The organism is Pseudonocardia ailaonensis, from assembly GCF_039531635.1.
In the GTDB taxonomy this organism is placed as follows: Bacteria; Actinomycetota; Actinomycetes; order Mycobacteriales; family Pseudonocardiaceae; genus Pseudonocardia; species Pseudonocardia ailaonensis.
Genome location: NZ_BAAAQK010000023.1, coordinates 69,885 through 96,470, shown reverse-complemented (window position 1 = coordinate 96,470; position 26,586 = coordinate 69,885). Strand labels below are relative to the sequence as shown.

The window sequence follows — 26,586 nt, the reverse complement described above, 5'->3', positions numbered from 1 at the left end:
CTCATCCTCCAGCGCGGGCCGGATCACGGCCCTCCGAGACATCACGAGTTGCCTCCGCCGGGTCGGCGGGGGCGGTGGCGGGCAGGCACATGGTGAAGGTCGATCCCGTGCCGGGGCGGCTCCACAGCCGCACCTCGCCGCCGTGGTTGGCGAGCACGTGCTTGACGATCGCGAGCCCCAGCCCGGTGCCCCCGGTGGCGCGCGAGCGGGCGGGGTCGACGCGGAAGAACCGCTCGAAGACGCGGACCTGGTGCTCGGGGGCGATGCCGATGCCGCGGTCGGTCACCGCGATCTCGACGACCCCGTCGACCAGCGAGCGGCTGACCGAGACGGGGGCCTCGGGCGGCGAGTAGGCGATCGCGTTCTCGACGAGGTTGGTCAGGGCCGTGACCAGCAGCGTCCGGTCCCCGTCGACCTCCAGGCCGGACGGCTCGTCGACGGTGATCTCGACACCGGTCGACTCGGCGGTGAGCCGGCAGCGGGCCAGCGCCTCGGCCACGACCTCGTCGACCTCGACGGTCGAGAGGTCGGGCAGGCCCTCCGCACCGGTCAGCCGGGACAGCGCGATCAGCTCGGTGACCAGCGCGCCCAGCCGGGTGGACTCGCTGAGGATCTTGCCGGCGAAGCGGTGGACGGTCACCGGGTCGTCCGCCGAGTCCAGCACGGCCTCGGCGAGCAGCCCGACCGCACCGACCGGCGTCTTCAGCTCATGGCTGACGTTCGCCACGAAGTCCCGCCGGGTGGCCTCCAGGCGCACCAGGTCGGACTGGTCCGCGGCCTCGACCAGCGTGAACCCGTCTCCCAGGGGCCGGACGACGGCGAGAACGGCCGAGGGCTGGCGGCCGTGCGCCGCGAGCGGGGCCAGGTCCACCTCGGTCGCGAGGTTCTCGGCGAGCACCTTCTGGCAGGCGGCCCAGGCCCGCGGGTCCGGCCGGCCGGCCCGGACGACGCCGAGCTCGGCGGCCCGCCGGTTGTGCAGGACGACCTCGCCGCCCCCGGAGAGCACCGCCAGCCCCGATCCGGTGTTGCGGAAGACCCGCTGCAGCAGCTCGGCCAGGGTCGGCGACCGCCGGGCGTCCGGGGCGGTGCGGGAGGGCGCCGTCCGCCGCCGCTGCCACCAGACGCCGCCGCCCAGGCCCACGGCCAGGGCGACGAGCGCCGGCACCACCACCGCGAGCACGTCCACACGGGCATCGTAAGCGCCTCGACCAGCGCGGACGCCAGCCCGACCGGCCCGCAGTGACCCTCGTGACCCCCCGAAAGGGGAGAGTTCCGCCCCGGTTCACGGAGCGTTCACCGCGGGCGACGAACCGCCTCAGCGCCGACGGTTCGCGAAGCTCAGCGCCCCTGGTTCGCGAAGCTCAGCGCCCCTGGTTCGCCACCCCCGCGATGGCCGCCTCGGCCGCCGCGGGATCGAGGTACTCGCCACCCGGGGTGACCGGGCGGAGGTCGTCGTCCAGCTCGTAGCGCAGCGGGATGCCGGTGGGGATGTTCAGGCCGGCGATGTCGTCGTCGGAGATCCCGTCGAGCTCCTTGACCAGGGCGCGCAGCGAGTTGCCGTGCGCGGCGACCAGCACGGTCTTGCCCGCGCGCAGGTCCGGGGCGATGGCCTCGTCCCAGTACGGCCGCATCCGCACCACGACATCGGCGAGGCACTCGGTGAGCGGCGCGTCGATCCCGGCGTAGCGGACGTCCGCGTCCTGCGACCACTCCGAGCCCTTCTCGATGGCCGGCGGCGGGGTGTCGTAGCTGCGGCGCCAGACCATGAACTGGTCCTCGCCGAACTCGTCGCGGATCTGCTTCTTGTCCTTGCCCTGCAGGGCGCCGTAGTGGCGCTCGTTGAGCCGCCAGTCGCGGTGCACGGGGATCCAGTGCCGGTCCGCGGCGTCGAGCGCGAGGTTGGCGGTGTTGATCGCGCGCCGCATCAGCGAGGTGTGCACGACGTCGGGCAGGATGCCCTTCTCCTTGAGCAGCTCCCCGCCGCGACGGGCCTCGCCCTCGCCGACCTCGGAGAGCGGGACGTCCACCCACCCGGTGAACAGGTTCTTGAGGTTCCAGTCGCTCTGGCCGTGGCGCAGCAGCACGAGTGTCGGCATGGCCGACAGCTTGCCAAACTCCGGGCCGTCAGCGCTGTTCCGCCGGGCACACCCCGGGGATCGGGACCGCCTCCGGATCGCGGCTCAGCCGGCCCAGCACCGCCCGGCAGATCCCGTCGAGCTGCTCCACCTGCTCCGGGGTCAGCGCGTCGAAGACGTTGTCCCGCACCGTGCGCACGTGCCCGGGGGCGGCGGCGCGCAGGGCGGCGAAGCCCTCCTCGGTCAGGGTGGCGAAGGTGGAGCGCCGGTCGTCCGGGCACGGACGGCGGCACACCCAGCCCTGCCGTTCGAGCCTCGTGACGGCGTGGCTGAGCCGGCTCTGGCTGCTCTGCGTGGCCGAGGCGAGGTCGCTCATGCGCAGCGTGTGGTCCGGTGCGTCGGACAGCATCGCGAGGATGAGGTAGTACGCGTGCGGCATGCCGGACTCGCGCTGCAGCTGCCGGTCGAGCGCGCCGTCGAGCAGGGTCGTCGTGGCGACCCAGGCCAGCCATGCCCGCAGCTCGGCGGGGGTGAGCCAGCGCGTCTCGTCCATGAGCCGAGGTTACGCGATTTCGCTTGAACATTCATCTGTCGAGTCGTATCGTGATGGTTGAAGTTTCACAGAAGGAGTGACCATGCCCGTCCAGCGCCTGAACCACGCCGTGCTCTACGTGCGCGACGTCGACCGCAGCGTCGCCTTCTACACCGAGGCGCTCGGCTTCCGCGTCCTCACCTCGATGCCAGGCAGGGCGGCGTTCCTGCAGGCCGAGGGCTCGACGAACGACCACGACCTGGGCCTGTTCGCGATCGGCGAGGCGGCCGACTCCCCCGCCGGGCGCGGCGCCGTCGGGCTCTACCACCTCGCGTGGGAGGTCGACACGCTCGGCGAGCTCGACCGGATCGCGGGGGTGCTGCGCGAGCGCGGCTCGCTCGTCGGCGCGTCGGACCACGGCAGCACCAAGGCGCTCTACGCCAAGGACCCCGATGGGCTGGAGTTCGAGGTCAGCTGGCTGGTCCCCGCCGCGCTGCTCGGCGAGGGCACCGGGCCGGCCACCCGCGCGCTCGACCTGCCGGCCGAGATCGCCCGCTACGGCGCGGACACCCAGGGCGGGATCGGCGTGAGCGTCAGGATCTGAGCGTCAGGGTCCGGCGCCGACGAGGTACCCGTCGCGCACCGTGAACTGGGCGGTCAGTGTGAACCGGTCGCCGCGCACCAGCGTGTGGCGCCACTCCACGGACCGCCCGCCCGAGCTGCCCAGACGTTCGATCGCCAGCGCCGCCACCTGCCCGTCGACGCCGAGCAGCCGGCACTCCTCGTCCGACGGCACGACCGCGCGGATGTTCTCGCGGCCGCCCGCGACCCGGATGCCGCACAGGCGCTCCAGCTCGTCGTAGACGCCGGTGTGGGTGAAGTCGACGTCGAGCAGCGGGGCCGCGATCTCCTCGGGCAGCCACACCCGGTCCACGGCCAGCGGCTCGCCCTCGGCGAGCCGGAGGCGCTCGATGTGCACCAGCGGCGTGGACTCCTCCAGGCCGAGCCGGGCGGCGACCACCCCGTCCGCCCGCACGTCGAGGGTGCGCACGACGCTGCGCTGCTCGCGCCCGGTGGACTCGACGGCGGAGAACAGGCTGTAGATCGAGCCGAGCTGCTGCTCGATCTCCATGGGCGCGGCCAGCCGCGGGGCCCGGCCCCGCCCGGCCACGACGACGCCCTCCTCGCGCAGCCGGCGCAGCGCCTCGCGCACGGTGTGCCGGCTGACGCCGTACTCCGCGACCAGTGCCAGCTCGCCGGGGAACGCCTCGTCGAACTCGTGGATCTCCAGCCGCGCGCGCAGGTCCGCGAGCAGCTGCGCCCAGAGCGGATCGGCGCCCTTGCGCACCAGCGGGCGCGCGCCCATGCGTCCTCCCGACGTCGAGCGATGGAACTCGAGGGTAACCCGCCTCGTACGATCACCGGGCATGACCGTGCTGCGCTCGATCGGGCTCTTCGTGCTGGCCGCGCTGGCCGAGATCGGCGGCGCGTGGCTCGTGTGGCAGGGCGTGCGCGAGCAGCGGGGGCTGCTGTGGATCGGCGCGGGCGTGGTCGCGCTCGGGATCTACGGGTTCGTCGCGACCCTGCAGCCGGACGCGGACTTCGGCCGGATCCTCGCCGCGTACGGCGGGGTGTTCGTGGCCGGGTCGCTGGTCTGGGCGATGCTGGTGGACGGCTTCCGGCCCGACCGGTTCGACGTGGTCGGCGCGGTGATCTGCCTGGTCGGCGTGGGTGTGATCATGTACGGGCCCCGCGGCGGGGCGGCCTGAGACCGGGCCGGACTCAGGCCCTCTCGCGCACCGGCTCCGGGGCGGCGCGCAGGTCGGCCAGGATCGCGAACCAGGCCTGCCGGTCCGCGTCCTGCGTCCGCCCGTGCAGGGCCGACAGCCGGGTCTCGACGGCGGCGTACCCGGCCGGCTCGGTGAGCCCGGTCCACAGGAGCGCGGCCAGTTCGCGGTCCGGATCGACCTCACCGGAACGCCAGGCCCGCGTGGCGGAGATCTCCGCCGCGAGCCGGCAGAGCCGCAGCCCGCGCGGGGCGGCGACGTCGACGAAGGGCGCGCGGTCGCTGGTGCGGGAGTAGCGGGCGGCGGCGTCCGTACGGGCCAGGACCCGCCCGGCGGCCACGGCCGCGACGAGGGCCCCGCCCACCGCGGTGGCCCAGGGCAGGCCGGGGACCGCGGCACCGGCGGCGTCGCCCGCCCCGACCGCGGCCTGCGCGAGCGCCGCGCGGGAGACGGGCCGGCGGTGCCGGACCTCCCCCGCCCCGGTGAGCACGTGGTCGGTCCCGAGCAGCGCCGGGTCGTACACCCGGTACTCCTCACCCGACCGCAGCAGCGTCGGCAGCCCCGTCCGGCTCCGTTCGGTCAGCCCCGCCTGCACCATCGCCCGTCCCCCCGATTCCCACGTTCTGCCGGGTACATCGCGATGCGGCCGCCGCCGTTAGCCGCGATCACTCCTGAGGGGCGGCCGGACGACGTTTCCGCACGATCTTGCGCCCCCACAGCACCGCCCCGGCGAGCACCGCGAGCAGCGGAAGCACCGGCAGCAGGAAGCCGATCCCCGTCAGCAGACCGCTCCCGATCGCCTTCAGCCCCGTCCAGCCCGTCTCCAGGCCGCCGAGGAACCCCCCGGTCGACGGCGGTGCGACGACCGGGGCCGGCAGCAGCGTCACGTCGACGGTCGCCAGCGACACCTGGTCGCGCAGCGCGGCCGTGCGGCGCAGCAGCGACTCCAGGGCCGCCTCCCGCGAGGCCAGCTCGGACTCGACCGTCACGATCTCCGAGATCGACCCCGCCCGGTCGAGCAGGGCCCGCACCCGCGCGACGCTGGCCTGCTGGGCCGCGACCCGGCCGTCGAGGTCCGCCACCTGGCCGGTGACGTCCCTGGCCTGGCCGCCGCGGTCGGTGACCGTGCCGAGGCCGGCGACCCGGTCGGCAAGTGCGTCGAGCTTCTCGGTGGGCACGCGCAGGCTCAGGCCGGCGCGCCCGGGCCCGGACTGCTCGTCCGAGACGTACCCGCCGGCGGCCGTGGCCGCGGACCGGACCTGCGCGGCGGCCGTCACGGGGTCCCCGACCTGCACGGACAGCCGCGCGGTCCGGATGACGTCCTGCCCGGCGAGCGCCGGGTCCACCGGGCTGCCGGGCGCGACCGGGGCGATCTCGGCCCGGCCCGCGCTGTCGGGTGCGATCGCCGGCGCGCTCATCCCGCCCACCGAGTCCCGGGCCGCCCCCGAGTAGCCGGCCGTCGAGCCGCCGTTCTCCTCGCGCAGCGCCGTCCCGGTCACCACCGCCGCCGACGCCAGCACCACGACACCCGTCACGATCCCCACCAGCACTCTCCTGCGCATACCGACAGGACGGAAGAACCGCCCGGAACGGTTGCACGAGATCGGGAGGGAAACGGTCGGACTCCGACCGTTCGCCTGCCGGGATCAGGCGAAGAGGTGCTCGAAGGCCTTCAGGTTCGCGGTCGACTCGCCCCGGTCGGTGCGCCACGCGTACTCGCGGCGGATGGACTCGGCGAAGCCCAGCTCCAGGAAGGTGTTGAAATCACCGTCGGCGGCCTCGAGGACCTGACCGAGCACCCGGTCGAGCTCGTCCTCGTTCAGCGCCGCGAAGGGGATCCGGCCGACGAGGTGGATGTCGCCGACCCGGTCGATCGCGTAGTGCACGCCGTAGAGCCGGGCGTTGCGCTGCAGCATGTGCCGGTAGACGCCCTCGTGGTTCTCGTCCGGCTGCCGGCACACGAAGGCCTGCACGAACACCGTCTGCTCGCGCACGATCAGCCAGGTCGGGGTGTTGAGCCGGTTGGTGCCCTCGAGCGTCACCAGGTACTGGCCGGCCTCGCTGCGGGTGTGCTCGACCTCGAGGGCGGTGAGGGCCTCGCCGACGCGGGCGTCGGCGGCGGCGCTGTCGAGAGCTGCGCTGCCGGGAGCTGCGCCGTCGGAAGCTGCGCCGTCGGGAGCTGCGCTGTCGGGGGTCGGGTCCGAGGTCACCGCTCGATCATGCCCGCCATCACCGCGCCGCGCAGCCGGACCCGGTGCTCCCGGCCGGCGTCGGCGTAGGTGGCGAGCAGGGCGTCCGTGGTGCGGTCCCAGGAGAAGTCCCGGGCGTGGTCGACCGCGCCGGCGGAGAGTGCGGCGCGGCGGCCGGGGTCGAGGGCGACGGCGGCGAGCGCGGAGGCCCACTGCTCGGCCCCGTGCCCGGGCACCAGCAGCCCGGACCGGCCGTCGGCCACGGCGACCGGCAGGCCGCCGACGTCCGCCGCCACGACCGGCGTCCCGCAGGCCTGGGCCTCGAGCGCGACCAGGCCGAACGACTCGTTGTGGCTCGGCACCGCGACGACGTCCGCGGCCCGGTAGAGCTGCGCGAGCTCGGCCCCGCCCTGGGGCGGCAGGAACCGGACGACGTCCGAGATCCCCAGGTGGGCGGCCAGTTCCTGCAGTGCGGTCGGCTCGGTGAGCCCGCTGCCGGAGGGCCCGCCGGCCACCACGACGACCAGGCGACGGCGCAGCTCCGGATCGCGGCGGAGCATCTCGGCGGCGGCGCGCAGCAGCACGTCCGGCGCCTTGAGCGGCTGGATCCGGCCGACGAACACCAGCACCACGGCGTCCCGGGCGATGCCGAGCCGGGCCCGCGCGACGGCCCCGGAACCGGGCCGGAAGCGCTCGAGGTCCACGCCCGGCGGGATCGCGACGGTGCGCAGCGGATCCGCCCCGCAGAGCTCGACGAGCTGGCGGACCTCGGTGTCGGTGTTCGCGACCAGCCGGTCCGCCTCGGCGACGACCTGGTCCTCCCCGATCACCCGGACCATCGGCTCCGGCTGGTCGCCCTCGGCGAGCGCGGTGTTCTTCACCCGCGCGAGGGTGTGCGCGGTGTGCACGAGCGGGACGCCCCAGCGGTCCCGGGCGAGCCATCCGACCTGCCCGGAGAGCCAGTAGTGGGAGTGGATGGCGCCGTAGTGGCCGGGCTCGTGCCGGGCCTCGGCGCGCAGCACGCCCGCGGTGAAGGCGCACAGCTGGCCCGGCAGGTCGTTCTTGCCCAGGCCCTCGAACGGACCGGCGGTGATGTGCCGGACGAGGACGCCCGGCGCCAGCTCGGCCACCGGCGGCTGCTCGGACGACGTGGCCCGCGTGAAGATCTCGACGGGCACACCGCGCCGGGCCATCCGGGTGGCGGTCTCGGCGATGTAGACGTTCATGCCGCCGGCGTCGCCCGTGCCGGGCTGCTCGAGCGGTGAGGTGTGGACCGAGAGGACGGCAATCCTGTGCGGCGAGCGACCGGGAATCGTCCGGTTCGTCACCGCAGGCAGGGCTCGGTTTCGCACATGCTTTTTTCTAGCACGCCGCGGCCCGGATCACCCGTTCGTGTCGCGGCCGGGCCGGTGGGCCAGCAGCGCCCGCACGGGGTCGTCGGCGTGCACCCGGCCGGCGGCGTCCACCCAGGTGGGGACGGCCGTGCGGGCCTTCTCGGGGCGGGTCAGGTCGACCTCGAGGAGCTCGTGGAGCCACACCTCACCGAACGGCAGGGGCAGCCCCGCTGTGCGGCACGCCACCACGACCTCCGGCAGCGCCGCCCACGCGACCGGTTCACCCTCGCCGACCACCTCGCCCGCGACGACCTCCGACGCCAGCGGCAGATCGAGGATCGCGGCCAGCGCCCCCGGCTCGCCGCCGACCACGATCTCGGCGGCGGGGAGCACCGCGAGCGCCCAGGCCACGTCCAGCACCACGGCCCGGTCGACGTCCACGACGGTCCCGGCGAGCGACCGCACCAGCGCGGGCACCGCGAGCTCACCGACGTCCACCACCCCCGCGGCGACGGCACCGGCCAGCACCTCGTGCGCCTCCGCCGCGAGCGCCGCCGAGACCTCCCGCCCGGGATCCCCCAACCGCCCGAGCAGATCCGCGGCCTCGCCGGTGGACCCGACCCGCAGCGCCCCCCGCACCCCGATCGCCGCGAGCACCGCCGAGTCCACCCCCACCCCCCGCGAGTCGGCACTTTGCGTAGGCCGAAACACACGCTCACGACGTCCGGGCCCCGCGAGTCGGGGCGTGGCACCGCGCGAGTCGGGCCCTGGTTCCGCGCCAGTCGGGCCGGAGCCGGTCGGGTCGGAGTCAGTCAGATCGGAGCCGGCCAGATCGGAGCGCGCCGGGGGAAGGGCAGCCGGGTCGGGGGCGGCCGTGGCGGAGGCGACCGTCCCGGGGTCGGCCGGGCCCACCGGGGCCGGGTCGTACAGGCCCGCGAGGTGGGTGGCCTCGGGGCGCCGCCAGTGGGCCGGCTCCTCGCCGCCGAGCAGCGCGTTCCTGCTCAACCACCAGCCCGTGTACCCGCCGGGGTCGAGGATCGCGGCGCGGGTCTCGGGCTCCGAGGCGAGCAGCGCGAGGGCCGCGGGCCAGGCGTCGTCGTCGACCAGGTCGAGGTCCCGCACCCCGGCGACCCGGGTGGGTTCCGGGCCGGAGTCCCACCAGAGGTCCTCGTCGTGCAGGGCGTGCTCGGGCCCGGCCGGCTCCTCGTCGACGACGACGGCGAACCCGTCGAGCACCCCCGCCGCGACCAGCGCCTCCCGCGGGAAGCGCCCCGCCCACCCCGCGTCGAGGATCCCGATCGGGGCCTCGGGATCGAGCAGCGGGCGGATCGCGGCGTCGGGGAGCATCAGCTCGTCGGCGCGGCTCGGCAGGCCCTCGTCATCCGGCAGGGCGAGGGCGCCGAATCCCGGCGTGCCCGGCAGCAGCCCCAGGACCGCCTCGGCCAGGGGCGTGGTGTCGAGGCCCGCGTCGGCGTCGTCGAGGGACCGGTCGACGGCCTCGCGGAGGGCGGGATGGTCGAGGAGGGTGGCGTGGTCCGCCTCGCCCGCGCTTAACCGGGCGAGCAGCGGATGCACCGCCTCCGGGTCCGCGACGTGCAGACCGGGCAGGCCGAGGGCGGCGACCTCTCGGGCGGCGTCGTCGAGCTCCCCGACCAGGACGGACGGCGGTCCGGCCGCGAGCCGGCCGTCGACCAGGGGCACGGGCAGGGCCCGCAGCTCCTCGGCGAGCCCGGGCCCGCTCTCGAGCGCGGGTTCCAGCGCCGCGTACAGCGTCCGCCACCAGCGCGGCCCGGCCTCGATGCCGAACAGGCGCTCCACCATCTCCACCGCGCCGACCCGGGTCATCCCGAGCTCGCCCAGCACCGCCGCGCGCCGGGGATCGACGTCGGCGAGCCGCGCGAACGCGGGATCGGCGGCCGCGAGCAGAGCCGGCAGCCCCGGCGCGCCCGCAAGATCGAGCCATTCCGCACGCCGCGGCACCAGGAGGGTCGGTCCGCCGGCGGACTCGACGGGCGGCGCCGACACAGCGGACGCGCGTGCCGCTGCCCCGTCGAAGGGCGACAGCAGCTCGGAGGCGGGTGCGGAACCGGCCGGGCCGACACCGGGCTCGGCCAGGCCGGCATCACCCGGTCCCCCCGGGCCCGGCCCGTCCACGGCCTGCTCCCTCAGGCCCGGCCCCCTCGGATCCGACCCGCCGCGATCCTGCCCCGTGCCCCTCGGCGCGACCGTGGGCACGCCCGCAGACGGGGGGAGCGCAGGCGGGAGCCACGGGGCCAGGGCGAGCGCCTCGATGATCGCCCCGCGCAGCCATCCATCCAGTTCGGACAGAGGGAACCCCGTGGCGGGCACCAGATCCAGGCGGCTCTCCACCGGGACCGCCAGAACCAGGTCGACGTAGGCCGCCGCGGCCGCGCTCACCACGGCGTCGAGCACCGGGCCCGGGCGGACCCGGCGGCGGTCCGGGTCGAGCGGCAGGTCCGCGATCAGCCGGGCGGGCAGGCCGAGACGTTCGGCGCCCGCGGTCGGGGCGTGCAGCACCTCGCCCGAGCTCGGGCCCAGCGAGGCGGGGGTCCCCTCCCCGTCGAGGGGCAGCGCCCAGCAGAGCGCCCGCTCGCGCCGGTGCCGGTCCTCGACGGCCGCGCCCGCCTCGGTCGTCACGCTCGCGCGGACGACCCGGTACCGGGCCCCGCCGACGGTCGTCATCCCACCGACGTCGGTGCGCTCGATCCGCTCGCCGTCGATCTCGATCGCGGCCAGGCCCGACAGTCCGAGCAGGAGGTCCGGCCCGGCCATGCGGGCCTGCGCCACGAGAGCGGCGACGTCGACACCGGGCCGCAGCGGGAGCCGGACCTCGGTGGCGAAACCCTCCGGCGGGCCCGGCTCGTCCGCCGCGACGGGCCAGACCAGCCGCAACACCGGGACCTGGCCCTCGCGGCGCGCCACCTCGGCCGCCGGACCGGGCAGCTCGCGCACCGCGGCGGCCGTGTCGGCGGCGGAGAACCGCACCCCGGCTCCGGGCCCGACGACGAGCCGCGGTTCGTCCGACACCGCCAGCACCGCGGCGAACCCGACGCCGAACCGCCCGGCCGACCCGGGATCGTCCCGCTTCGCCGAGGCCCGCAGCGACGCGAGCGCCGCCACCCCACCGGCGTCGAGCGGAGCCCCCGTGTTGGCGACCCGGATCTCGCCGACCGAGCCGAGGGAATCACCCGACACGGCGGCGCCATCCGAACCGGCAGAGTCATGCGGGCCGGCAGGGCCCGCGGCGCCCGCCGAGCCGGAGGCGCGGTGGGCAGCGGCAGGGCCGTCGATGCTGGTCAGCCGCACCACGCCCGGCACCCCGGCGGCGCGGGCGGCGTCGGCGGCGTTCTGGGCGAGCTCGACGAACCAGGTCTCGGCGTAGCCGCCGAGCCGCAGGTCCTCCTCCGCGTTCGCGTCCTCGCGGAAGCGGGTGGGTGAGGCGGACCAGGCCTCCAGCAGCGCGGCGCGCAGGGCGCCGGTGCCGAAGGGATCGGGCTGGGTCAGGAGGTCACGCCCCGGTCGGCGGACCCCGCCGCCGCACCCTCCGCCGAGTCTCCGACGGCCTCGACTCCGCCGGCCTCGACTCCGCCGGCCGAGACCTCGGCGGCCCCCTCGCCGACCGCGACCTCGCCGACCGCGACCTCGTCGGCTGCAACGTCGTCGACAGCGACGACCTCGTCGGCAGACACCTCCGCGGTGCCGTCGACGGTCGGATCCCCGCCGAGCGCGGTCTCGACCTCGGCCGTCTCCCCGGCGGGAGCGTCCGCGATCTCGTCCGCGACCACCGGCACCGGCGCGTCCGCGACATCGGCGGCCGCGGCGGGCGCAGCACCCACGTCAGTGGAATCGTCACCGTCCGGAGCGGCGTCGGCCACCCCGCCCGTGGCCGGCGCGCCGGTCTCCTCGGCCGCGGCCGGCGAGACCTTCTCCAGGTCCACCCCGTCGTCGTAGACCAGGGCCGAGACGTGGACCGGCGAGCCCGCCACCGACGAGTCGACGTCCGAGTGCGCCCCGCACCCGAACTCCACGGACACCACCGCCCCGTCCGCGGGCGTGTACTCGTTCGCGCAGACCCCGAACCCGCCCCGCAGCGATCCCGCCAGCGAGACGAAGAACCCGCAGGTCCCGCAATGTCCGGGCGCCGAGCGGGCCATGTCCGAGGACGGCCCGTGCGCCTCCCGCCAGCGCTCCGCGGCGTCGAGCCGGCCCTCGCGGCTGAGCACCCGGGTGCGCCCCAGCCCGACCTCGACGGCGACCTCCTCGATCGCCGGATCGTCGGACTGCAGGTACGCGGGCACGAGCCGGGAGTCGTCCGGGTCCACGGGCAGCAGGTCGCCCGGCCCCAGGTCGCCCGGGCGGATCCGCTCCTGCCAGGGCACCCAGACGGGCGCGACGAGTGCGTCCCCACCCGGCAGCAGCACGACCTCGCTGACGGTCACGGGCCCGTCGGGCACCTCGGCGAGCGTGACCGACCAGTGCCAGCCCCGGTAGCCGGGGACGTCCGCCGCGAACAGGTGGCTCACCACGTCCGGACCCTCGGGGCGCACCCCGAGGTGCTCGCCGACGGCGGTGCGGGCCGCTGCGACCCCCATGTCCGCGGTGGCCTCCTCGACGGCGGCGGCGCGCGCCTCGTCGACAGCCGCCGCGGCCCCGGTGGCGGTCGTCCCGGCCGGGCCGCTCTCGGTCACCGTGGTCATCGTTCTCCCTCGCGACGGGGCGGGCGCTCCCACATCAGGGGGATTGTGCCATCCGGCCCCGGACGAGGGCGGCGACGGCCGCCGTTCGCCGCCGGATCCCGGGAGCACCCGCCGCGACGACCGGGCGCGGGCCGGCACGCCGCCCGGCCGAGCAGAGCCACCCGAGCGCGCGGGACCCGATGCCGGAAGGAGTCGGGCCGGTCGGACCGCTCGACGAGCCACCCGGGCGCGCGCGGACCGGCGCCCGACCCCGGCCGGCGCCGTACGGCAGGATCGCGCCGGTGCGACGGGTGCTGCTGGGGCTGGTCGGAGCCGTGACCGCGGCCGCGGCCGCCTGCGCGGCGGCGGCTCCGGCACCCGAGGCGGTCGCGGAGGTCCCGGCCGTCCGCCCCGTCGTCCTCGGCTCGGTCCCGCACGACACCTCCGCGTTCTCCGAGGGCCTCGAGCTCTCCCCGGACGACCCGACGCTGGTCTACGAGAGCACCGGCCTGGCCGGCCGCTCCCAGCTCCGCGAGATCGACGCCGGCACCGGCGCGGTCCGCCGCGCCGTCCCCCTCCCCGGCGACGACTTCGGCGAGGGCCTCACCGTCGTCGGCCCGACGATCTGGCAGCTGACCTGGCAGGACGGTGTCGCCCTCGAGTGGGACCGGGCGACCCTGACCCTGCGCCGCCAGGTGCCGATCCGCGGCGAGGGCTGGGGCCTGTGCAGCGAGGGGAACCGCCTGGTCCGCTCCGACGGCACGGACCGGCTGCGCTTCCACGATCCGGCGACGTTCGCCGAGACCGGGTCGGTCGCCGTCACCCTCGACGGCCGGCCGGTCACCCGGATCAACGAGCTGGAGTGCGTCGGCGGCGCGGTGTGGGCGAACGTGTGGCAGACCGACCGCCTGGTCCGCATCGACCCCGCCACCGGCGTGGTGACGGCGGTGGTCGACGCGTCCGGCCTGCTCACCGCCGCGCAACGCCCCGGCACCGACGTGCTCAACGGCATCGCCCACCTGACCGGGAACGAGTTCCTCCTCACCGGGAAGTTCTGGCCGGCCTCCTTCCGGGTGCAGCTGCCGTGACCGCCCTCACCCGGAAGTGAGCGGACGGTGATCGGCCCGGAGCCCGCCGCGACGGGCGCCGGGCGGGCAGAATGGACCCCATGACGCGCGACGACCGGACCCCCAAGCGGGGCGGGCGCGCGCGCCGGAAGTGGGCGGTGGCCGACGGCGCCGCCTACCAGCGCCCCGACCAGCAGGAAGAGCCGTCGCGCGCCGAGCCGCAGCCGTACGCCCCCACCGTCCGCCGCCGCTACCCCTGGCACGACGACCCGGACTACGACCCCGCCCGCTACCGCCGCGACCCGTCGGAGTCCGTCACGGACCCGACCTGGCGCCCGCCCGCCCGGGACGACCAGCGCCCCACACCCCCCGCCGACGCCTGGGCTCCCCAGGCACCACCCGCCGACGCCCGGGGCCCCCACGCACCGGGCCCGGGCGACGCGAGGGCTCCCCAGGCACCACCGGCCGACGCGACGGCTCCCCAGGCACCGCCCTACGACCAGGACGCCGAGCCCCGCACCGACGCCGTGCCGCCCGGCCTCCCCCGCAAGATCACGGTCACCCGGGTCGCGGCCATGCGCGGCAAGCAGCTCACCGGCCGCGCCGTGAACACCTTCAAGCGCGCCGCGACCGCGGACGGGGCGGACCGCTCCGGCCTCACCGCGCTCACCTACGCGTCGATGATGGACTACGCGGTCGACGCCGCCGTGGCCGTCGCGCTGGCCAACACCCTGTTCTTCGCGGCCGCGACCGCCGAGAGCAAGACCAACGTCGCCCTCTACCTGCTGATCACGGTCGCCCCGTTCGCCCTGGTCGCCCCGGTCGTCGGACCGCTGCTCGACAAGCTGCAGCGCGGCCGCCGCGCCGCCCTGTCCGTCGCGATGGTCGGCCGCGCCCTGCTCGCCGTCCTCATGGCGCTGAACTACGACAACTGGATCCTCTACCCCGCCGCGCTCGGCGCCATGGTCCTGTCGAAGTCGTTCACCGTGCTCAAGGCGGCGATCACGCCGAGGGTGCTGCCCGAGAGCATCACCCTCGCCACCACGAACTCGAGGCTGACCACGTTCGGCCTGCTCGCGGGGGGCGTGTTCGGCGGCATCGCGAGCGGCGTCGCCTATCTGTTCGGCTCCCCGGGCGCCCTGTACTTCACGGCGGCGCTGGGCATCGGCGGCGCGGTCCTGGCCGCCCGCATCCCCAAGTGGGTGGAGATCACCGCCGGCGAGGTGCCCGCGCGGCTGCGCACCACCCGTCGCGCCAAACGGCAGCGGGTGGGGATCAGCGTGCTCACCTCGCTGTGGGGCAACAGCGCCGCGCGGGTGCTCACCGGGTTCCTCACGCTGTTCGTCGCGTTCGTCGTCAAGCAGCAGGCGGACGGCGACGCGAGGCAGCAGCTCATCCTGATCGGCATCGTCGGCGCCGCGGCCGGCGCGGGTTCCTTCATCGGCAACGGCGTGGGCTCGCGCATCGCGTTCGGCCGGGCCGAGGCGGTGGTCCTCGGCTGTGTCGGGGCGGCCCTGGCGGCGGCCGTGGTGGCAGCGATCCTCCCCGGGATCCTGACGGCGGCGATCGTCGGCCTGGTCGGCGCCACCGGCAGCGCGCTGGCCAAGGTGTGTCTCGACGCCGTCATCCAGCGGGACCTGCCCGAGGAGTCCCGGGCGTCGGCGTTCGGCCGCTCCGAGACGGTCCTGCAGCTCGCCTGGGTGTTCGGCGGCGCGCTGGGGGTCCTGCTGCCGCACAGCACCTTCTGGATCGGGTTCACCGTGGTCGCGGGCGTGCTCGCGGTGATCGAGGTGCAGACGTACCTGGTGTGGCGGGGCCGGTCGCTCATCCCGGGGATCGGCCGGCGCACCTCGCTGCCCGAGAAGCAGCACGCCGGCGCCGCTCCGTAACCTCGGACCCATGCGCCGCCTGCTCGCCCTGCTCGGACTCTCGCTCGTGCTCCTCGCCGGCTGCGGCAGCGACGCCAAGCCCACCGTGACCTGGAAGACCGGCCAGACCGCCCAGACCGTCGGGCCCTCGCAGTTCTGCGACCTGAGGATGAAGGACTGCAGCGACGACCAGGCGGCCCAGGCCTCGCTCGCGGTGCCGGCCGGCGGCACCGTCGAGGTCTCCGTGCCCACGGACGTGTCCGAGGCCCCGTGGTCGGTCGTCTTCGCCTACGCCGACCCGAACGGCCAGCAGGTCAACGGCCGCAGCCCCGTCTTCGCCCCGAAGGCGCAGCAGAGCTACACGCTGACCCTGCCCGACCCGAAGGACACGCTGCTCACCGCGCAGGTGCAGCTGCTGGGGGCGGCGCCGGTCGCGAACCCGGCCACCGGCGAGCTGGACTATCCGGCCCGCGGGACCTGGGTGCTCGTCGTCACCAAGTGAGCCGACGAATCGGATATTCGGTAACAGTCGGGCACGATCACCCGATCGAGTGAGAGAAGGCGTCCGCCGATCCGGGGGGCTCCGTCGAGCTCCCCGGGGGAAACAGTGGTCGTGTCGAGTGTCCGTGTGCGCAGGCGAGGCCGCTGACCCGTGCGCGTCGCTCCCCTCGTCGCCGCCGTGCTCGCGTTGCTGGTCGTCCTCCCCGCGCAGGCGGTCGCCGCTCCCGCCGGTGGCCCCCGCATCGACCTGCAGGTCCTCGTCGTCACCGACGGCACCCGCGAGCCCGAGGCCTTCCTCGACTGGCTCGACCGCACCGGTGTCCCCGTGCAGGTCCTGGACCTGCAGGATCCGGCCCGGCCGCGCGTCGACCGGGGCTTCCTGGCGGACGAGGTCGGCGGGCGGCCGCGGGCGAGGTTCCAGGGCGTGGTGCTCCCGGGCCCGGCCCCGGACGAGCTCGACCCCGCCGAGCTGACCGCCCTGCACGAGTACGAGCGGCGCTTCGCTATCCGGCAGATCTCCGCCCACGCGGTGCCCGGGGTGACCAGCGGGCTGCCCGAGCCGGCCTTCCGCGGCGCGATGGACGGCAAGGGCGGCGCTCTGACCCGCGAGGCGCTCGGCGCCGAGTTCTCCGCCAACCGCGGGCCCGTCCCGTTCGGTGACCCGAGCCCCCACTTCGACGACTCCTGGGTAGAGGGTTTCCGCGCCCCGGCCGGTTTCCGGAGCTGGGTGACGGTCGAGGGCGGGCTCGCCGTGGCGGGCGTCCGCACCGGCGGCGGGCGCGAGGAGGCCCTGCTGACCATGGGTTACGGCATCGACCTGCCGCAGTTCCAGGTGCTCGCCCCGGGCCTGACCCGCTGGCTCACCCGCGGGGTGCACCTCGGCCTGGAGCGGGCGTGGCTCGCCGTGCACATCGACGACGTCCTGCTCCCCAACGCCCGCTGGGTGCCCGGGGTGCACTGCACCGCCGGCTCGGACTGCCCCGCCTCCGTCGGCCCGCGGCCGGTGATCCGGATGACCGCGGCCGACGTCGCGTACGCCGTGGAGTGGCAGCGCCGCAACGGGTTCCGCATGGACCTCGCGTACAACGGCGGCGGCAGCGCCTCGGCCGGCCCGGCCGACCCGCTGACCGCGGCGCTCGTGGCGGCCAAGGACGAGTTCGGCTGGATCAACCACACGTACACGCACTCCTACCTCGGCTGCGTCCGGGACTTCTCGGTCACGCCGTGGGAGTGCGCCACGGTGCCGCTGTTCGGCTGGACCCGCTACGTCGGCGAGGGCACGATCGCGGACGAGATCAGCCGCAACATCGACTTCGCCCGCACGCACGGCCTGCCGATCGAGCCCGCCGAGCTCGTGACCGGCGAGCACGGCGGGCTGAGGAAGCCGCCGCGCATGCCCGAGGACAACCCCAACCTCGCCGGCGCGCTCGCCGACACCGGCATCCTCACCCTCGCCTCGGACGCCTCCGCCGAGCCCGACCAGCGGATGCTGGGCGTGGCCAACACCGTGCCCCGCCACCCCATCAACCTGGACTTCAACACCGCGACGCTCGCCGAGACCGTCGACCAGTACAACTACATCTCCACCGCGCGCGCCGACGGCGGCGACGGCAGCTGCGAGCCGGACGGCAGTTGCATCGCCCCGGCCAACCCGGTCACCGGGTTCCGGGACGTCGTGATCCCCGCGGAGACCGCGCTCACCCTGCGGCACGCCCTGGCCAACGACCCGCGCCCGCACTACGTCCACCAGCCGCAGCTCACCGAGGACCGCACGCTCTACCCGATCCTCGAACGCGTGCTGGCCGGCTACCGGGCCCTGTTCACCGAGGCCCGGCCGCTGATCACGCCGCCGATGACCGCGACCCGGGACGTCCTCAACGGGCGGGCGGCGTTCGCCAGGGCCGTCGACGAGGGCCGGGTCGGCGGCTATGTGATCGACGGCGTCGTGACCGTGGAGTCGGACGGTCACGTCGACGTCCCCCTCACCGTCCCGCCCGGCACCCGCCTGGACGGGGCCGAGTTCGGGGACCCGTACGGCGGCGTGCGGTCGGGCTGGTTCCCGGCCGAAGGCGCCCGCACCCTGACGACCCGGGAGCAACGATGAAGGTCGCCCTCGTCACCGAAGGCACCTACCCGATCCAGCCGGGTGGCGTGAGCGGCTGGTGCGACCAGCTGATCCGCTGCCTGCCCGAGGTGGAGTTCGAGGTCGTCGCGCTGTCGGGTTCCGGGCACGAGCCGCTCGCGTTCACCGTGCCGGACAGCGTCACCGCGGTCACGCGGATCGGGCTGTGGGCGCCGCCGAGGCGCGGCCGGGCCTCGCGCGAGGTGGTCGAGCGGTTCGCGGGGATCTGGTCCGGGCTGCTCGACGCGGTGCTGGGCGCCGAGACGCCGGCGACCGCGGCGGCGTTCGAGGCCGGGATCCGCGCGCTGCGGCAGCTCGCCGCGGAGGGGCCGCTCACGCCGCTGCTGCGCGGGCAGCGGGCGGTCGACGTGTTCGTGGAGGCCTGGGCGCGGCACCGCGCGGTGCTGAGCTCGGACACACTCACGATGGCCGACGCGGTGGCCGTCACCGAGCTGATCGAGCACTTCCTCCGGCCGCTGGACCTGCCGGTGCTCGAGGCCGACCTGGTCCACGCCACCGCCAACGGGCCGGGCGCGCTGATGGGCGCGCTGGCCCGCTGGGAACGCGGCACCCCCGTGCTGCTGTCGGAGCACGGCGTCTACCTGCGGGAACGGATGCTCGCGATCCGCCGTAGCGGCGACAGCCGGGCCGCGCGCACCGCCCAGATCCGCTTCTTCCTGCGGCTCACGGACCTCTGCTACCGCACCGCGGACCTCATCGCGCCCGTCAGCGGCTTCAACGCCCGGTGGGCGCTGCGCGGCGGCGCCTCGCCCGAGCGCATCCGGATCATGCACAACGGTGTGGACCCCGCGGCCCTGCCGCTGCTCACCACCGAGCCCGCCGCGCCCACCGTCGCCTTCGTCGGGCGCATCGACCCGCTCAAGGACATCGAGCTGCTGGTCACGGCGTTCGCGCAGGTCCGCAGGCAGGTCCCCGGCGCGCGGCTCAAGCTGTTCGGCGGGGTCCCCGCCGGCAACGAGGACTACGCCCGGCGCTGCGAGGAGAAGGTCGCCGCGCTGGGCCTGGGCGGCTCGGTGACGTTCGAGGGCCCGGTCTCGCCGGTCTCCGAGGCCTTCCGGCAGGGACACCTCGTGGTGCTCTCCAGCAAGTCCGAGGGCCTGCCGCTCACGATCATCGAGGCCGCCATGTCCGGCCGCGCCACCGTGGCCACGGACGTCGGTGGGATGGCCGAGGCGGTCGGCGACGGCGGCCTCGTGGTCCCGGCGGCCGACGCGACCGCCTTCGCCGAGGCCTGCGTGCGCCTGCTCCAGGACCACGTCCTGCGGGCGCGGCTCGCGGCGCGGGGCCGGGAGCGGGCCCTGGAGATGTTCTCCCTGGACCGCTTCACGGACCACTTCCGCGGGGTCTACGGATCCCTGGTCCACCGCACCCCGATCCCCGCCCCCCGCCCGACGACCACCCCCGCCGCGGCGGTGGCGAACGCCCCGGCCCGGCCCGCCGCACCCCCGGCAGTGTCCGGTTCCCCGGCGTCCGGGTCCCCGGCATCCGGGTCCCCAACGTCGGCCGTCCCGGCGTCGGCCGTCCCGGTGTCCGTGTCCCCGGTGTCGGCTGTCCCGGTGTCCGCGGCCCGGGTCTCCGCGGCCCCGGCGTCGGTTCCCCCGGTGGTCTTCGCCGCCCCGGCGATGCCGCTCCGGGCGGCGGTCGACGCCCACATCCCCCGCCCCGCCCCTGCTCTCCCGCAGGCGGGAGCACCGGCAGGTCCCCGTGGACGGGCGGAACACCCCTCCTTCCCGCTCCCGCCGGCCGACCGCGCCTCCTCGGTCCGGCGCCCCTCCCCGGCTCCGTCCCCTGCTCCACAGGAGGGCAGGCCCGGGGACCGGCCCCGCTCCACAGGGCGCCCCGAACAGCCGTCCCCGCCGGTCCCGCGGCCCCAGCCCGCACGCGCCGAGCATCCGTCGTTCCCGGTCCGGCGGCCCGCGCCCGGCCGACCGTCGGCCGAGCACCCCTCCTTCCCGCTCGCCCGTCCGGAACACTCGCCGGCCCAGGTGATCCCCGCGCTCCCCGTCCAGCGGCCCGGGCGCGAGCACCCCTCGTTCCCCGCGGTCCGGATGGCGCCGGTACGAGACGTCCGGGACGACACCGCCGCCGCGACCACGTCCCTGCGCCCCGTCCGCCGCCCCGACCCCGCGACCACCGTGCTCGTCACGGTGCGGCCCGCGGATCCCCCGACCACCGCGCTGCCGACCGCCACGGCCCTGCCCACCACCGAGCCCCCCACCACCGAGCCGCCCACCACCGAGCCGCCCACCCGCGCCCTGACCGTCGTCCCGCGGATCCCCCGCCACGCCGTCGACTCCCCCACCTCGGTGCTCCGCACGGCTCCCCCGCAGGGCCGGCGATGAGGCGCCTCCCGCCCGAGCTGGCCGACGCCGCCCGCACCTCCACCCATCCCGCCGAGGTGGCGGTGGCGCTGGAGAGCGGCGGGATCAACGACCGGGTGGCCCACCTCCGCTACGCCACCCCGGACGTCTTCACCCTCGCCGACGCCGCCGTCCGGGACGCCCGCGACCTCCCCCGCGCCGAACCCGAGGCCGATCCCCCGCCCGTCCACGCCGGCATCGGCGCCTCCCGCTGGTTCGCCGCGCGCGGCCCCCTCTACGCCGTCCCCGCCCTGATCGCGCTGGCCCTGCTCCCCGCCGGCGACCAGGTCGAGTCCGCGCTGCTGCTCGGCGGGCTCGCGCTGAGCTGGGCGCTCGGCTACGGCGTGACGTCCATGGCCTGGTCCTACGTCGGCGCGCTGGACCTCCCGGCCGCCCGCCGGTTCCTGCGCCGCGCGATCCTCGCCGGCACCGCGGGCTCCACGCTGGTCGCGGTGGTCGCCGTGTTCGGCTCCCTGATCTGGACGACGACCATGCAGGTCACCCTGTGGACGGTCGCCCTGCTCGTCGGCCAGACCGTCTACCTGCTCTCCGCGGCCGCGTTGCTGATGACCGGCCACGAGGCCCGGCTCGCGATCGCCCTCGTGCCGGCCGCCGCCGGCGCCGTCCTCGGGGCGCTCGACGGCCGGATCGCCGCCCCGCTCACCGGCCCCGGCCAGACCGCCCACGGTCCCGAGGTGATCTGGCTCGCCGTCAGCGTCGTGCTCGCCTTCGGGCTCGCGATGGTGGCCACCCGCGGCGGTGCCCGCCCCCGCCAGCCGCTGCCCCGGGTCATCGTCGGCAACGCCGGCCTGCAGGTCGTCTACGGCCTGATGGTCTCGATGCTGGTGCTGCACCCGGCGCTGTTCGAGCTGACCGTCCTCAACTACGAGTCGCTGCCGCTGTCGGTCACGCTCGCCGCGCTGCCGCTGGTGCTGGGCATGGGCGTCGCGGAGATCCTGCTGCGCGACCACCGCCGCCGGTCGGCCCGCCTGCTCGAGGCCGCCCACAGCACCGCGGAGTTCGCCCGGGCCATGCGCCGCGAGCTGCTGGCCGCCCACCTGAAGTTCGCCGGATCGCTGCTGGCGATGACGGTCGTGCTCGGCGCCCTCGGCGCGCTCCTGTTCGGCCTCGACGACGCCCGCTACGTCCTCCTCGGCCTCGACTACGCGCTGCTCGGCACGGCGATCTTCGGCGCGATGGTGCTCAACCTGCTCGGCCGGATCGAGACGGTGCTGCTGACCTGCGGCATCGCCGCCGCCGTGCTGGTGGCCGTCCACGTCGTCGCGGACCGGACGGTCAGCGACCTGACCGCGATCATCTGGCAGACGGGCGTGGCCGCCGTCCTGCTCGTCGCCCACTCCGTGCTGGTGCACCGCCAGGCCGCCCTCCCCGTGGCGCACCGGTGAACCACGCCGATCACGCACACCCCACCGATCGGCACCTGCCGAAAGGCCTGCCGCGAGAGGTGGCGCCATGACCGAACGACTGGGCGACGTGTTCTGGAGGATGTTCCGGAGGGTGCGCACCGCGCCCTTCGCGGCGGTGTCCCTGGCGCTGGCGGCCTGCACCACCGCGGTGCCGGTCGCCGCGACCCAGCAGGCCGTCGCACCCCAGGGCAGCGGCTGGCAGTACCAGCTGCAGGGCCGCATCGACACGACCGTGCCGGCGCGCACCTTCGTCGTCGACCTGTTCGACACCCCGGAGTCGACGGTCCGCGAGCTGAAGGCGGCCGGGCGCACGGTGATCTGCTACGTCAACGCCGGCGCCTCCGAGACCTGGCGGCGGGACTCCGCGGCCCTGCCGGAGGTGGTCCGCGGCGACGAGCTCGCCGAGTGGCCCGGCGAGCACTGGTACGACATCCGGCGCACGGACCTGTTGGGCCCCTTCCTCTCCCAGCGCTTCGACCTGTGCCGGCAGAAGGGTTTCGACGGCGTCGAGGCGGACAACGTCGACGGCTACGCCAACCGCAACGGCCTCGGCCTGACCGCCGCGGACCAGCTCACGTACAACCGGTTCGTCGCCAGGCTCGCCCACGACCGCGGCCTGACGATCGGGCTCAAGAACGACCTGGAGCAGGTCGCGGCGCTGGAGCCCTCGTTCGACTTCGCGGTCAACGAGCAGTGCGCCCAGTACGGCGAGTGCGCGCGGCTCGAGCCGTTCGTGAAGGCGGGCAAGCCGGTGCTCCACGTGGAGTACACCCTGAGCACCGCCGAGTTCTGCGCCGACTCCTCCCGACAGGCCTTCCAGTCGATCCGCAAGCCGAAGGACCTCACCGCCCCGCGCGAGGCCTGTCCCGGGTGATCACCGGCTCGGACCCGTCGACGCCACATCCGGCGCCGATGGGTCCCGAACGGTGATCACAGCTCAGCCGTCGAGGTCCCGGGCCACGGCGCGGACGACCTCGGCGGCGAGCTTGGCCGTCTTGCGGTCCGGGTAGCGACCCTTGCGCAGGTCCGGCTGGATCCGCGAGTCGAGCAGCGTGATCATGTCCTCGATCAGGCCGTGGAGCTCCTCGGCGGGGCGGCGCGTCGCCTCCACCACGGAGTGCTGGGCCTCGACCACCCGCACGGACAGCGCCTGCGGGCCGCGCCGGCCCTCGGCCATGCCGAACTCGACGCGCTGGCCGGCCTTGAGCGCCTCGACGCCAGGCGGGAGGGAGGCCTTGCGGACGTAGACGTCCTCGCCCCCGTCCTGGGAGAGGAACCCGAAGCCCTTCTCGGCATCGTACCACTTGACCCTGCCGGTCGGCACCCTGCTCACCATTTCCTCGTTCGGTACCGCACTCCCCCGCCGCACGCCCCGCGCACGACGAACGCGCCCCGAGGATCGGCTGCTCACGGGTGTGGGCTCGCCGAGCGACACCGGGACGCGCGCACTCCAGCGTAGTCGCGCGACGCCCCCGACGCACCGCCGTTCCGCCCCCGACCATGAGCGAACGGCACTCCCGCTCACACCTACTGAGCGAGCGGCCCGTTCGCCGGGCCCGGATCAGGCGTTGCGCACGGCCGCGGCCTCGCCGAGGTCGAGGATCTCCACGGACTTCTCCCGCATCTCGACCTTGCGGACCTTGCCCGTGACGGTCATCGGGAACTCGTCGACGACGAGCACGTAGCGGGGGATCTTGTAGTGCGCGAGCTTCCCGGCGGCGAACTCCCGCAGGGTCTCGGCGGTGACCGTGGCCCCCTCGCGGACCTGCACCCAGGCGCACAGCTCCTCGCCGTACTTGACGTCCGGCACCCCGATGACCTGGGCGTCGACGATGTCGGGGTGGGTGTAGAGGAACTCCTCGATCTCGCGCGGGTACACGTTCTCGCCGCCGCGGATGACCATGTCCTTGATCCGGCCGGTGATGTTGACGTACCCGTCGGCGTCCATGATCCCGAGGTCGCCGGTGTGCATCCAGCGGGCGGCATCGATGGACTCGGCGGTCTTGTCGGGCTGGTCCCAGTAGCCGAGCATCACCGAGTAGCCACGGGTGCAGAGCTCGCCGGGCTCCCCGCGCGGCACCGTCAGCCCCGTCTCCGGGTCCACGATCTTGATCTCCAGGTGCGGGTGCACCCGGCCGACCGTCGAGACCCGCAGCTCGAGGGAGTCGTCGGCGCGGGTCTGCATGGACACCGGCGAGGTCTCGGTCATGCCGTAGCAGATGGTGACCTCCTCCATGCCCATCCGCGCGACGACCTGCTTCATCACCTCGACCGGGCAGGGCGAGCCGGCCATGATCCCCGTCCGCAGCGAGGACAGGTCGAAGGACTCGAAATCGGGGTGGTTGAGCTCGGCGATGAACATCGTCGGGACGCCGTAGAGCGAGGTGCAGCGCTCCTGGGCGACGGCCTGCAGCGTCGCGAGCGGGTCGAAACCCTGGCCGGGGATCACCATGGTGCAGCCGTTGGAGGTGCACGCGAGATTGCCCATGACCATGCCGAAGCAGTGGTAGAAGGGCACCGGGATGCACACCCGGTCCTCGGGCGTGTAGCCGTTGAGGCGGCCCACGAAGTAGCCGTTGTTCAGGATGTTGTGGTGGGACAGCGTGGCGCCCTTGGGGAAGCCCGTGGTCCCGGACGTGTACTGGATGTTGATCGCGTCGTCCGGCGAGAGCTCGATCCGCGGCAGCTCACCGGTGGTGGCGCCCAGCGCGTCCCACTCCTCGGACCCGATGATCACGACGCGGCGCAGGTCGGCACAGTTGCCGCGGACCTGTTCGATCATCCCGGCGTAGTCGGAGGTCTTGAACGCCCGCGCCGCGACCAGCAGCGAGACCCCGGCCTGCTTGAGCACGAACTCCAGCTCGTGGGTGCGGTAGCTGGGGTTGATGTTGACGAGGATCGCGCCGATCTTCGCCGTGGCGTACTGCAGCAGCGTCCACTCGGGCATGTTCGGCGCCCAGATCCCGACCCGGTCGCCCTTGGCCACGCCGTCGGCGAGCAGGCCGACCGCCAGGGCGTCGACGTCCGCCTTGAGCTGCGCGAAGGTCCACCGGCGGCCGGACGGGACGTCGACCAGCGCCTCGCGGTCCGGGTCACCGGCGACCGTGCGGTCCAGGTTGTCGCCGATGGTGTCCCCGAGCAGCGGGACCTCGGAGATCCCGGACGCGTACGACGGCAGGGCGGGAGTGGTCACGCTCTCCTCCGGACTCTCGAGCGGCGCCACGCTGTGCGCCCGATCACTGATCGCCCGACATCCTGCGCGGTCCGCCCGCGCGGCGCCACCTCCGAAGGGGGAGGAGCCGGAAAACCGCCTGCGCCCGGGCGATACCCTCGACCGATGCACGACCCTCGCGTCCTGCTCGACCCCGCCACCGACGCCGTCCGCAAGCTCGCGCGGCGCGGCTACTCCCTGGACCTGGAGCGGGTGGAGAAGCTGCTGCACGGCCGCAACTCCGCCATCCAGAAGGGCGACGAGTCGCGGGCGGAGGCGAACCGGCTGCAGAAGTCGGTCAAGGGCGCGTCCCCCGAGGAGCGGCCGGCGCTGGTCGAGAAGGCCCGCGAGCTCAAGGCCACGGTCACCCTGGCCGAGGAGGAGCACCGCACCTTCGACGAGGAGCTCACCGAGTACCTGCTGGAGATCCCGAACCTCCCGGCGGACGAGCTGCCGGACGGGGCGACGGACGACGACGCCGAGCTCGTGCGCACCTGGGGCGAGGTCCCGGCCGTCGAGAACCCGGTCGATCACGTGGACCTCGGCGAGAAGCTGGGGATCCTCGACCTGGGCCGAGCCACCAAGCTGTCGGGGCCGCGGTTCGCCGTGCTCAAGGGCCGCGGCGCCGCGCTGGAGCGCGCGCTCGCCCGCTACTTCCTCGACGCGCACACCGAGCGCCACGGGTACACCGAGTGGTCGGTGCCCGCGCTCGTCACCCGCCCGACCATGACGGGCACGGGGCAGCTGCCGAAGTTCGAGCAGGACCTCTTCCGCACCGAGGTCGCCGACCGGGAGCTGTTCCTGATCCCCACGGCCGAGGTGCCGCTCACCAACCTCCACGCCAAGGAGACCCTGGCGCTGGAGGAGCTCCCGCTCGCCTACACCGCGCAGACGCCGTGCTTCCGCTCGGAGGCCGGCTCGTACGGCAAGGACACCCGCGGCCTGATCCGGGTGCACGAGTTCTCGAAGGTGGAGCTGGTCCGGATCGTCGATCCCGCGCAGTCGCGCGCGGAGCTCGAGGTGCTGGTCGGTCACGCCGAGGCGCTGATGCAGGGCCTCGGGCTCGCCTACCGGATCGTGCGGCTCGCCGCCGGCGACATCGGCTTCTCGGCCGAGTACACCTACGACATCGAGGTCTGGCTGCCCAGCCAGGGCCGGTACCGCGAGATCAGCTCGATCTCGGACTTCGGCACCTTCCAGGCCCGCCGCGCCGGCATCCGCACCAAGGCCAAGGACGGCGCCCGCGGCTTCGCGGCCACCCTCAACGGCTCGGGCCTCCCCATCGGTCGCACCCTCGTCGCGATCCTGGAGCAGGGCCAGCAGCCCGACGGCTCCGTGAAGATCCCCGACGCCCTGGTCCCCTACACCGGCTGGGACAGCCTCACCCCCTGACCC

Annotated in this window: 22 protein-coding genes; 10 read left to right on the top strand and 12 right to left on the bottom strand. The window is 75.0% G+C overall.

The genetic code is table 11. From position 1 onward, the window contains the following. Position 1 precedes the first annotated feature (1 nt). The 3 genes from ABD324_RS27770 to ABD324_RS27760 form a co-directional block, all read right to left on the bottom strand. A complete protein-coding gene (locus ABD324_RS27770) occupies positions 2–1,186 on the bottom strand; it encodes a sensor histidine kinase (RefSeq protein ID WP_344423444.1) in 1,185 nt (394 codons plus the stop codon). Between the two features lie 175 nt (positions 1,187–1,361). Continuing rightward, positions 1,362–2,096: a phosphoglyceromutase gene (locus ABD324_RS27765; RefSeq protein WP_344423441.1), complete on the bottom strand. Its 735-nt coding sequence runs from the start codon at positions 2,094–2,096 to the stop codon at positions 1,362–1,364. 28 nt (positions 2,097–2,124) lie between these two features. Beyond that, the gene (locus ABD324_RS27760) at positions 2,125–2,628 is read right to left on the bottom strand and encodes a MarR family winged helix-turn-helix transcriptional regulator (protein ID WP_344423438.1); all 504 of its coding nucleotides are present in this window, start codon (positions 2,626–2,628) and stop codon (positions 2,125–2,127) included. An 82-nt stretch (positions 2,629–2,710) separates the two neighbouring features. Between ABD324_RS27760 and ABD324_RS27755 the strand changes: the two genes are divergently transcribed. Then, positions 2,711–3,211: a VOC family protein gene (locus ABD324_RS27755; RefSeq protein ID WP_344423435.1), complete on the top strand. Its 501-nt coding sequence runs from the start codon at positions 2,711–2,713 to the stop codon at positions 3,209–3,211. A 3-nt stretch (positions 3,212–3,214) separates the two neighbouring features. On the opposite strand, the gene ABD324_RS27750 is transcribed toward ABD324_RS27755, so the two are convergent. Beyond that, on the bottom strand, positions 3,215–3,973 hold the full coding sequence (locus ABD324_RS27750) for a GntR family transcriptional regulator (RefSeq protein ID WP_344423432.1): 759 nt from the start codon (positions 3,971–3,973) through the stop codon (positions 3,215–3,217). 61 nt (positions 3,974–4,034) lie between these two features. On the opposite strand from ABD324_RS27750, the gene ABD324_RS27745 reads away from it, so the two are divergent. Beyond that, positions 4,035–4,376: a YnfA family protein gene (locus ABD324_RS27745; RefSeq protein ID WP_344423429.1), complete on the top strand. Its 342-nt coding sequence runs from the start codon at positions 4,035–4,037 to the stop codon at positions 4,374–4,376. A gap of 13 nt (positions 4,377–4,389) precedes the next feature. On the opposite strand, the gene ABD324_RS27740 is transcribed toward ABD324_RS27745, so the two are convergent. From ABD324_RS27740 to ABD324_RS27715, 6 genes are all read right to left on the bottom strand, one after another. Next, positions 4,390–4,992, bottom strand: coding sequence for a hypothetical protein (locus ABD324_RS27740; RefSeq protein WP_344423426.1), 603 nt, complete (start codon positions 4,990–4,992; stop codon positions 4,390–4,392). A gap of 67 nt (positions 4,993–5,059) precedes the next feature. After that, complete coding sequence (locus tag ABD324_RS27735) at positions 5,060–5,956, bottom strand: DUF4349 domain-containing protein (protein ID WP_344423423.1); 897 nt, start codon at positions 5,954–5,956, stop codon at positions 5,060–5,062. An 84-nt stretch (positions 5,957–6,040) separates the two neighbouring features. Continuing rightward, positions 6,041–6,604, bottom strand: coding sequence for a type III secretion system chaperone family protein (locus ABD324_RS27730; RefSeq protein WP_344423420.1), 564 nt, complete (start codon positions 6,602–6,604; stop codon positions 6,041–6,043). Continuing rightward, the gene (gene mshA, locus ABD324_RS27725) at positions 6,601–7,911 is read right to left on the bottom strand and encodes a D-inositol-3-phosphate glycosyltransferase (RefSeq protein WP_344423416.1); all 1,311 of its coding nucleotides are present in this window, start codon (positions 7,909–7,911) and stop codon (positions 6,601–6,603) included. The genes ABD324_RS27730 and mshA overlap by 4 nt, the downstream gene beginning before the upstream one ends. A gap of 54 nt (positions 7,912–7,965) precedes the next feature. After that, positions 7,966–11,397 (bottom strand): sacsin N-terminal ATP-binding-like domain-containing protein, encoded by a 3,432-nt coding sequence (locus ABD324_RS27720; protein WP_425565917.1) that lies wholly within the window; start codon positions 11,395–11,397, stop codon positions 7,966–7,968. Between the two features lie 41 nt (positions 11,398–11,438). Continuing rightward, positions 11,439–12,635: a DUF3027 domain-containing protein gene (locus ABD324_RS27715; protein WP_344423410.1), complete on the bottom strand. Its 1,197-nt coding sequence runs from the start codon at positions 12,633–12,635 to the stop codon at positions 11,439–11,441. Positions 12,636–12,916: 281 nt separating this feature from the next. Here ABD324_RS27715 and ABD324_RS27710 point away from each other — a divergent pair, with 281 nt between their 5' ends. The 7 genes from ABD324_RS27710 (at position 12,917) to ABD324_RS27680 (ending at position 22,854) form a co-directional block, all read left to right on the top strand. Beyond that, positions 12,917–13,702 (top strand): glutaminyl-peptide cyclotransferase, encoded by a 786-nt coding sequence (locus tag ABD324_RS27710; protein ID WP_344423407.1) that lies wholly within the window; start codon positions 12,917–12,919, stop codon positions 13,700–13,702. Between the two features lie 80 nt (positions 13,703–13,782). Next, positions 13,783–15,570 carry an MFS transporter gene (locus ABD324_RS27705; protein WP_344423404.1) on the top strand — a complete coding sequence of 596 codons (1,788 nt, stop codon included), beginning with the start codon at positions 13,783–13,785 and terminating at the stop codon, positions 15,568–15,570. Positions 15,571–15,580: 10 nt separating this feature from the next. Continuing rightward, on the top strand, positions 15,581–16,051 hold the full coding sequence (locus ABD324_RS27700; RefSeq protein ID WP_344423401.1) for a DUF2771 family protein: 471 nt from the start codon (positions 15,581–15,583) through the stop codon (positions 16,049–16,051). Positions 16,052–16,201: 150 nt separating this feature from the next. After that, positions 16,202–18,154 carry a hypothetical protein gene (locus ABD324_RS27695; protein ID WP_344423398.1) on the top strand — a complete coding sequence of 651 codons (1,953 nt, stop codon included), beginning with the start codon at positions 16,202–16,204 and terminating at the stop codon, positions 18,152–18,154. Next, the gene (gene pelF, locus ABD324_RS27690) at positions 18,151–20,535 is read left to right on the top strand and encodes a GT4 family glycosyltransferase PelF (protein ID WP_344423395.1); all 2,385 of its coding nucleotides are present in this window, start codon (positions 18,151–18,153) and stop codon (positions 20,533–20,535) included. Before ABD324_RS27695 ends, pelF begins: the two co-directional genes overlap by 4 nt. Beyond that, on the top strand, positions 20,532–21,959 hold the full coding sequence (locus ABD324_RS27685; protein ID WP_344423392.1) for a hypothetical protein: 1,428 nt from the start codon (positions 20,532–20,534) through the stop codon (positions 21,957–21,959). Before pelF ends, ABD324_RS27685 begins: the two co-directional genes overlap by 4 nt. Positions 21,960–22,026: 67 nt before the next feature. Continuing rightward, the gene (locus tag ABD324_RS27680; protein ID WP_344423389.1) at positions 22,027–22,854 is read left to right on the top strand and encodes an endo alpha-1,4 polygalactosaminidase; all 828 of its coding nucleotides are present in this window, start codon (positions 22,027–22,029) and stop codon (positions 22,852–22,854) included. A gap of 63 nt (positions 22,855–22,917) precedes the next feature. Here ABD324_RS27680 and ABD324_RS27675 read toward each other — a convergent pair whose 3' ends face one another. Beyond that, positions 22,918–23,304: a cold-shock protein gene (locus tag ABD324_RS27675; RefSeq protein ID WP_344423748.1), complete on the bottom strand. Its 387-nt coding sequence runs from the start codon at positions 23,302–23,304 to the stop codon at positions 22,918–22,920. A gap of 237 nt (positions 23,305–23,541) precedes the next feature. After that, the gene (locus tag ABD324_RS27670; protein WP_344423386.1) at positions 23,542–25,173 is read right to left on the bottom strand and encodes an AMP-binding protein; all 1,632 of its coding nucleotides are present in this window, start codon (positions 25,171–25,173) and stop codon (positions 23,542–23,544) included. A 144-nt stretch (positions 25,174–25,317) separates the two neighbouring features. Here ABD324_RS27670 and serS point away from each other — a divergent pair, with 144 nt between their 5' ends. Then, entirely contained in the window at positions 25,318–26,583 is a 1,266-nt protein-coding gene (serS, locus tag ABD324_RS27665; RefSeq protein ID WP_344423383.1) for a serine--tRNA ligase, read from the top strand. Positions 26,584–26,586 lie beyond the last annotated feature (3 nt).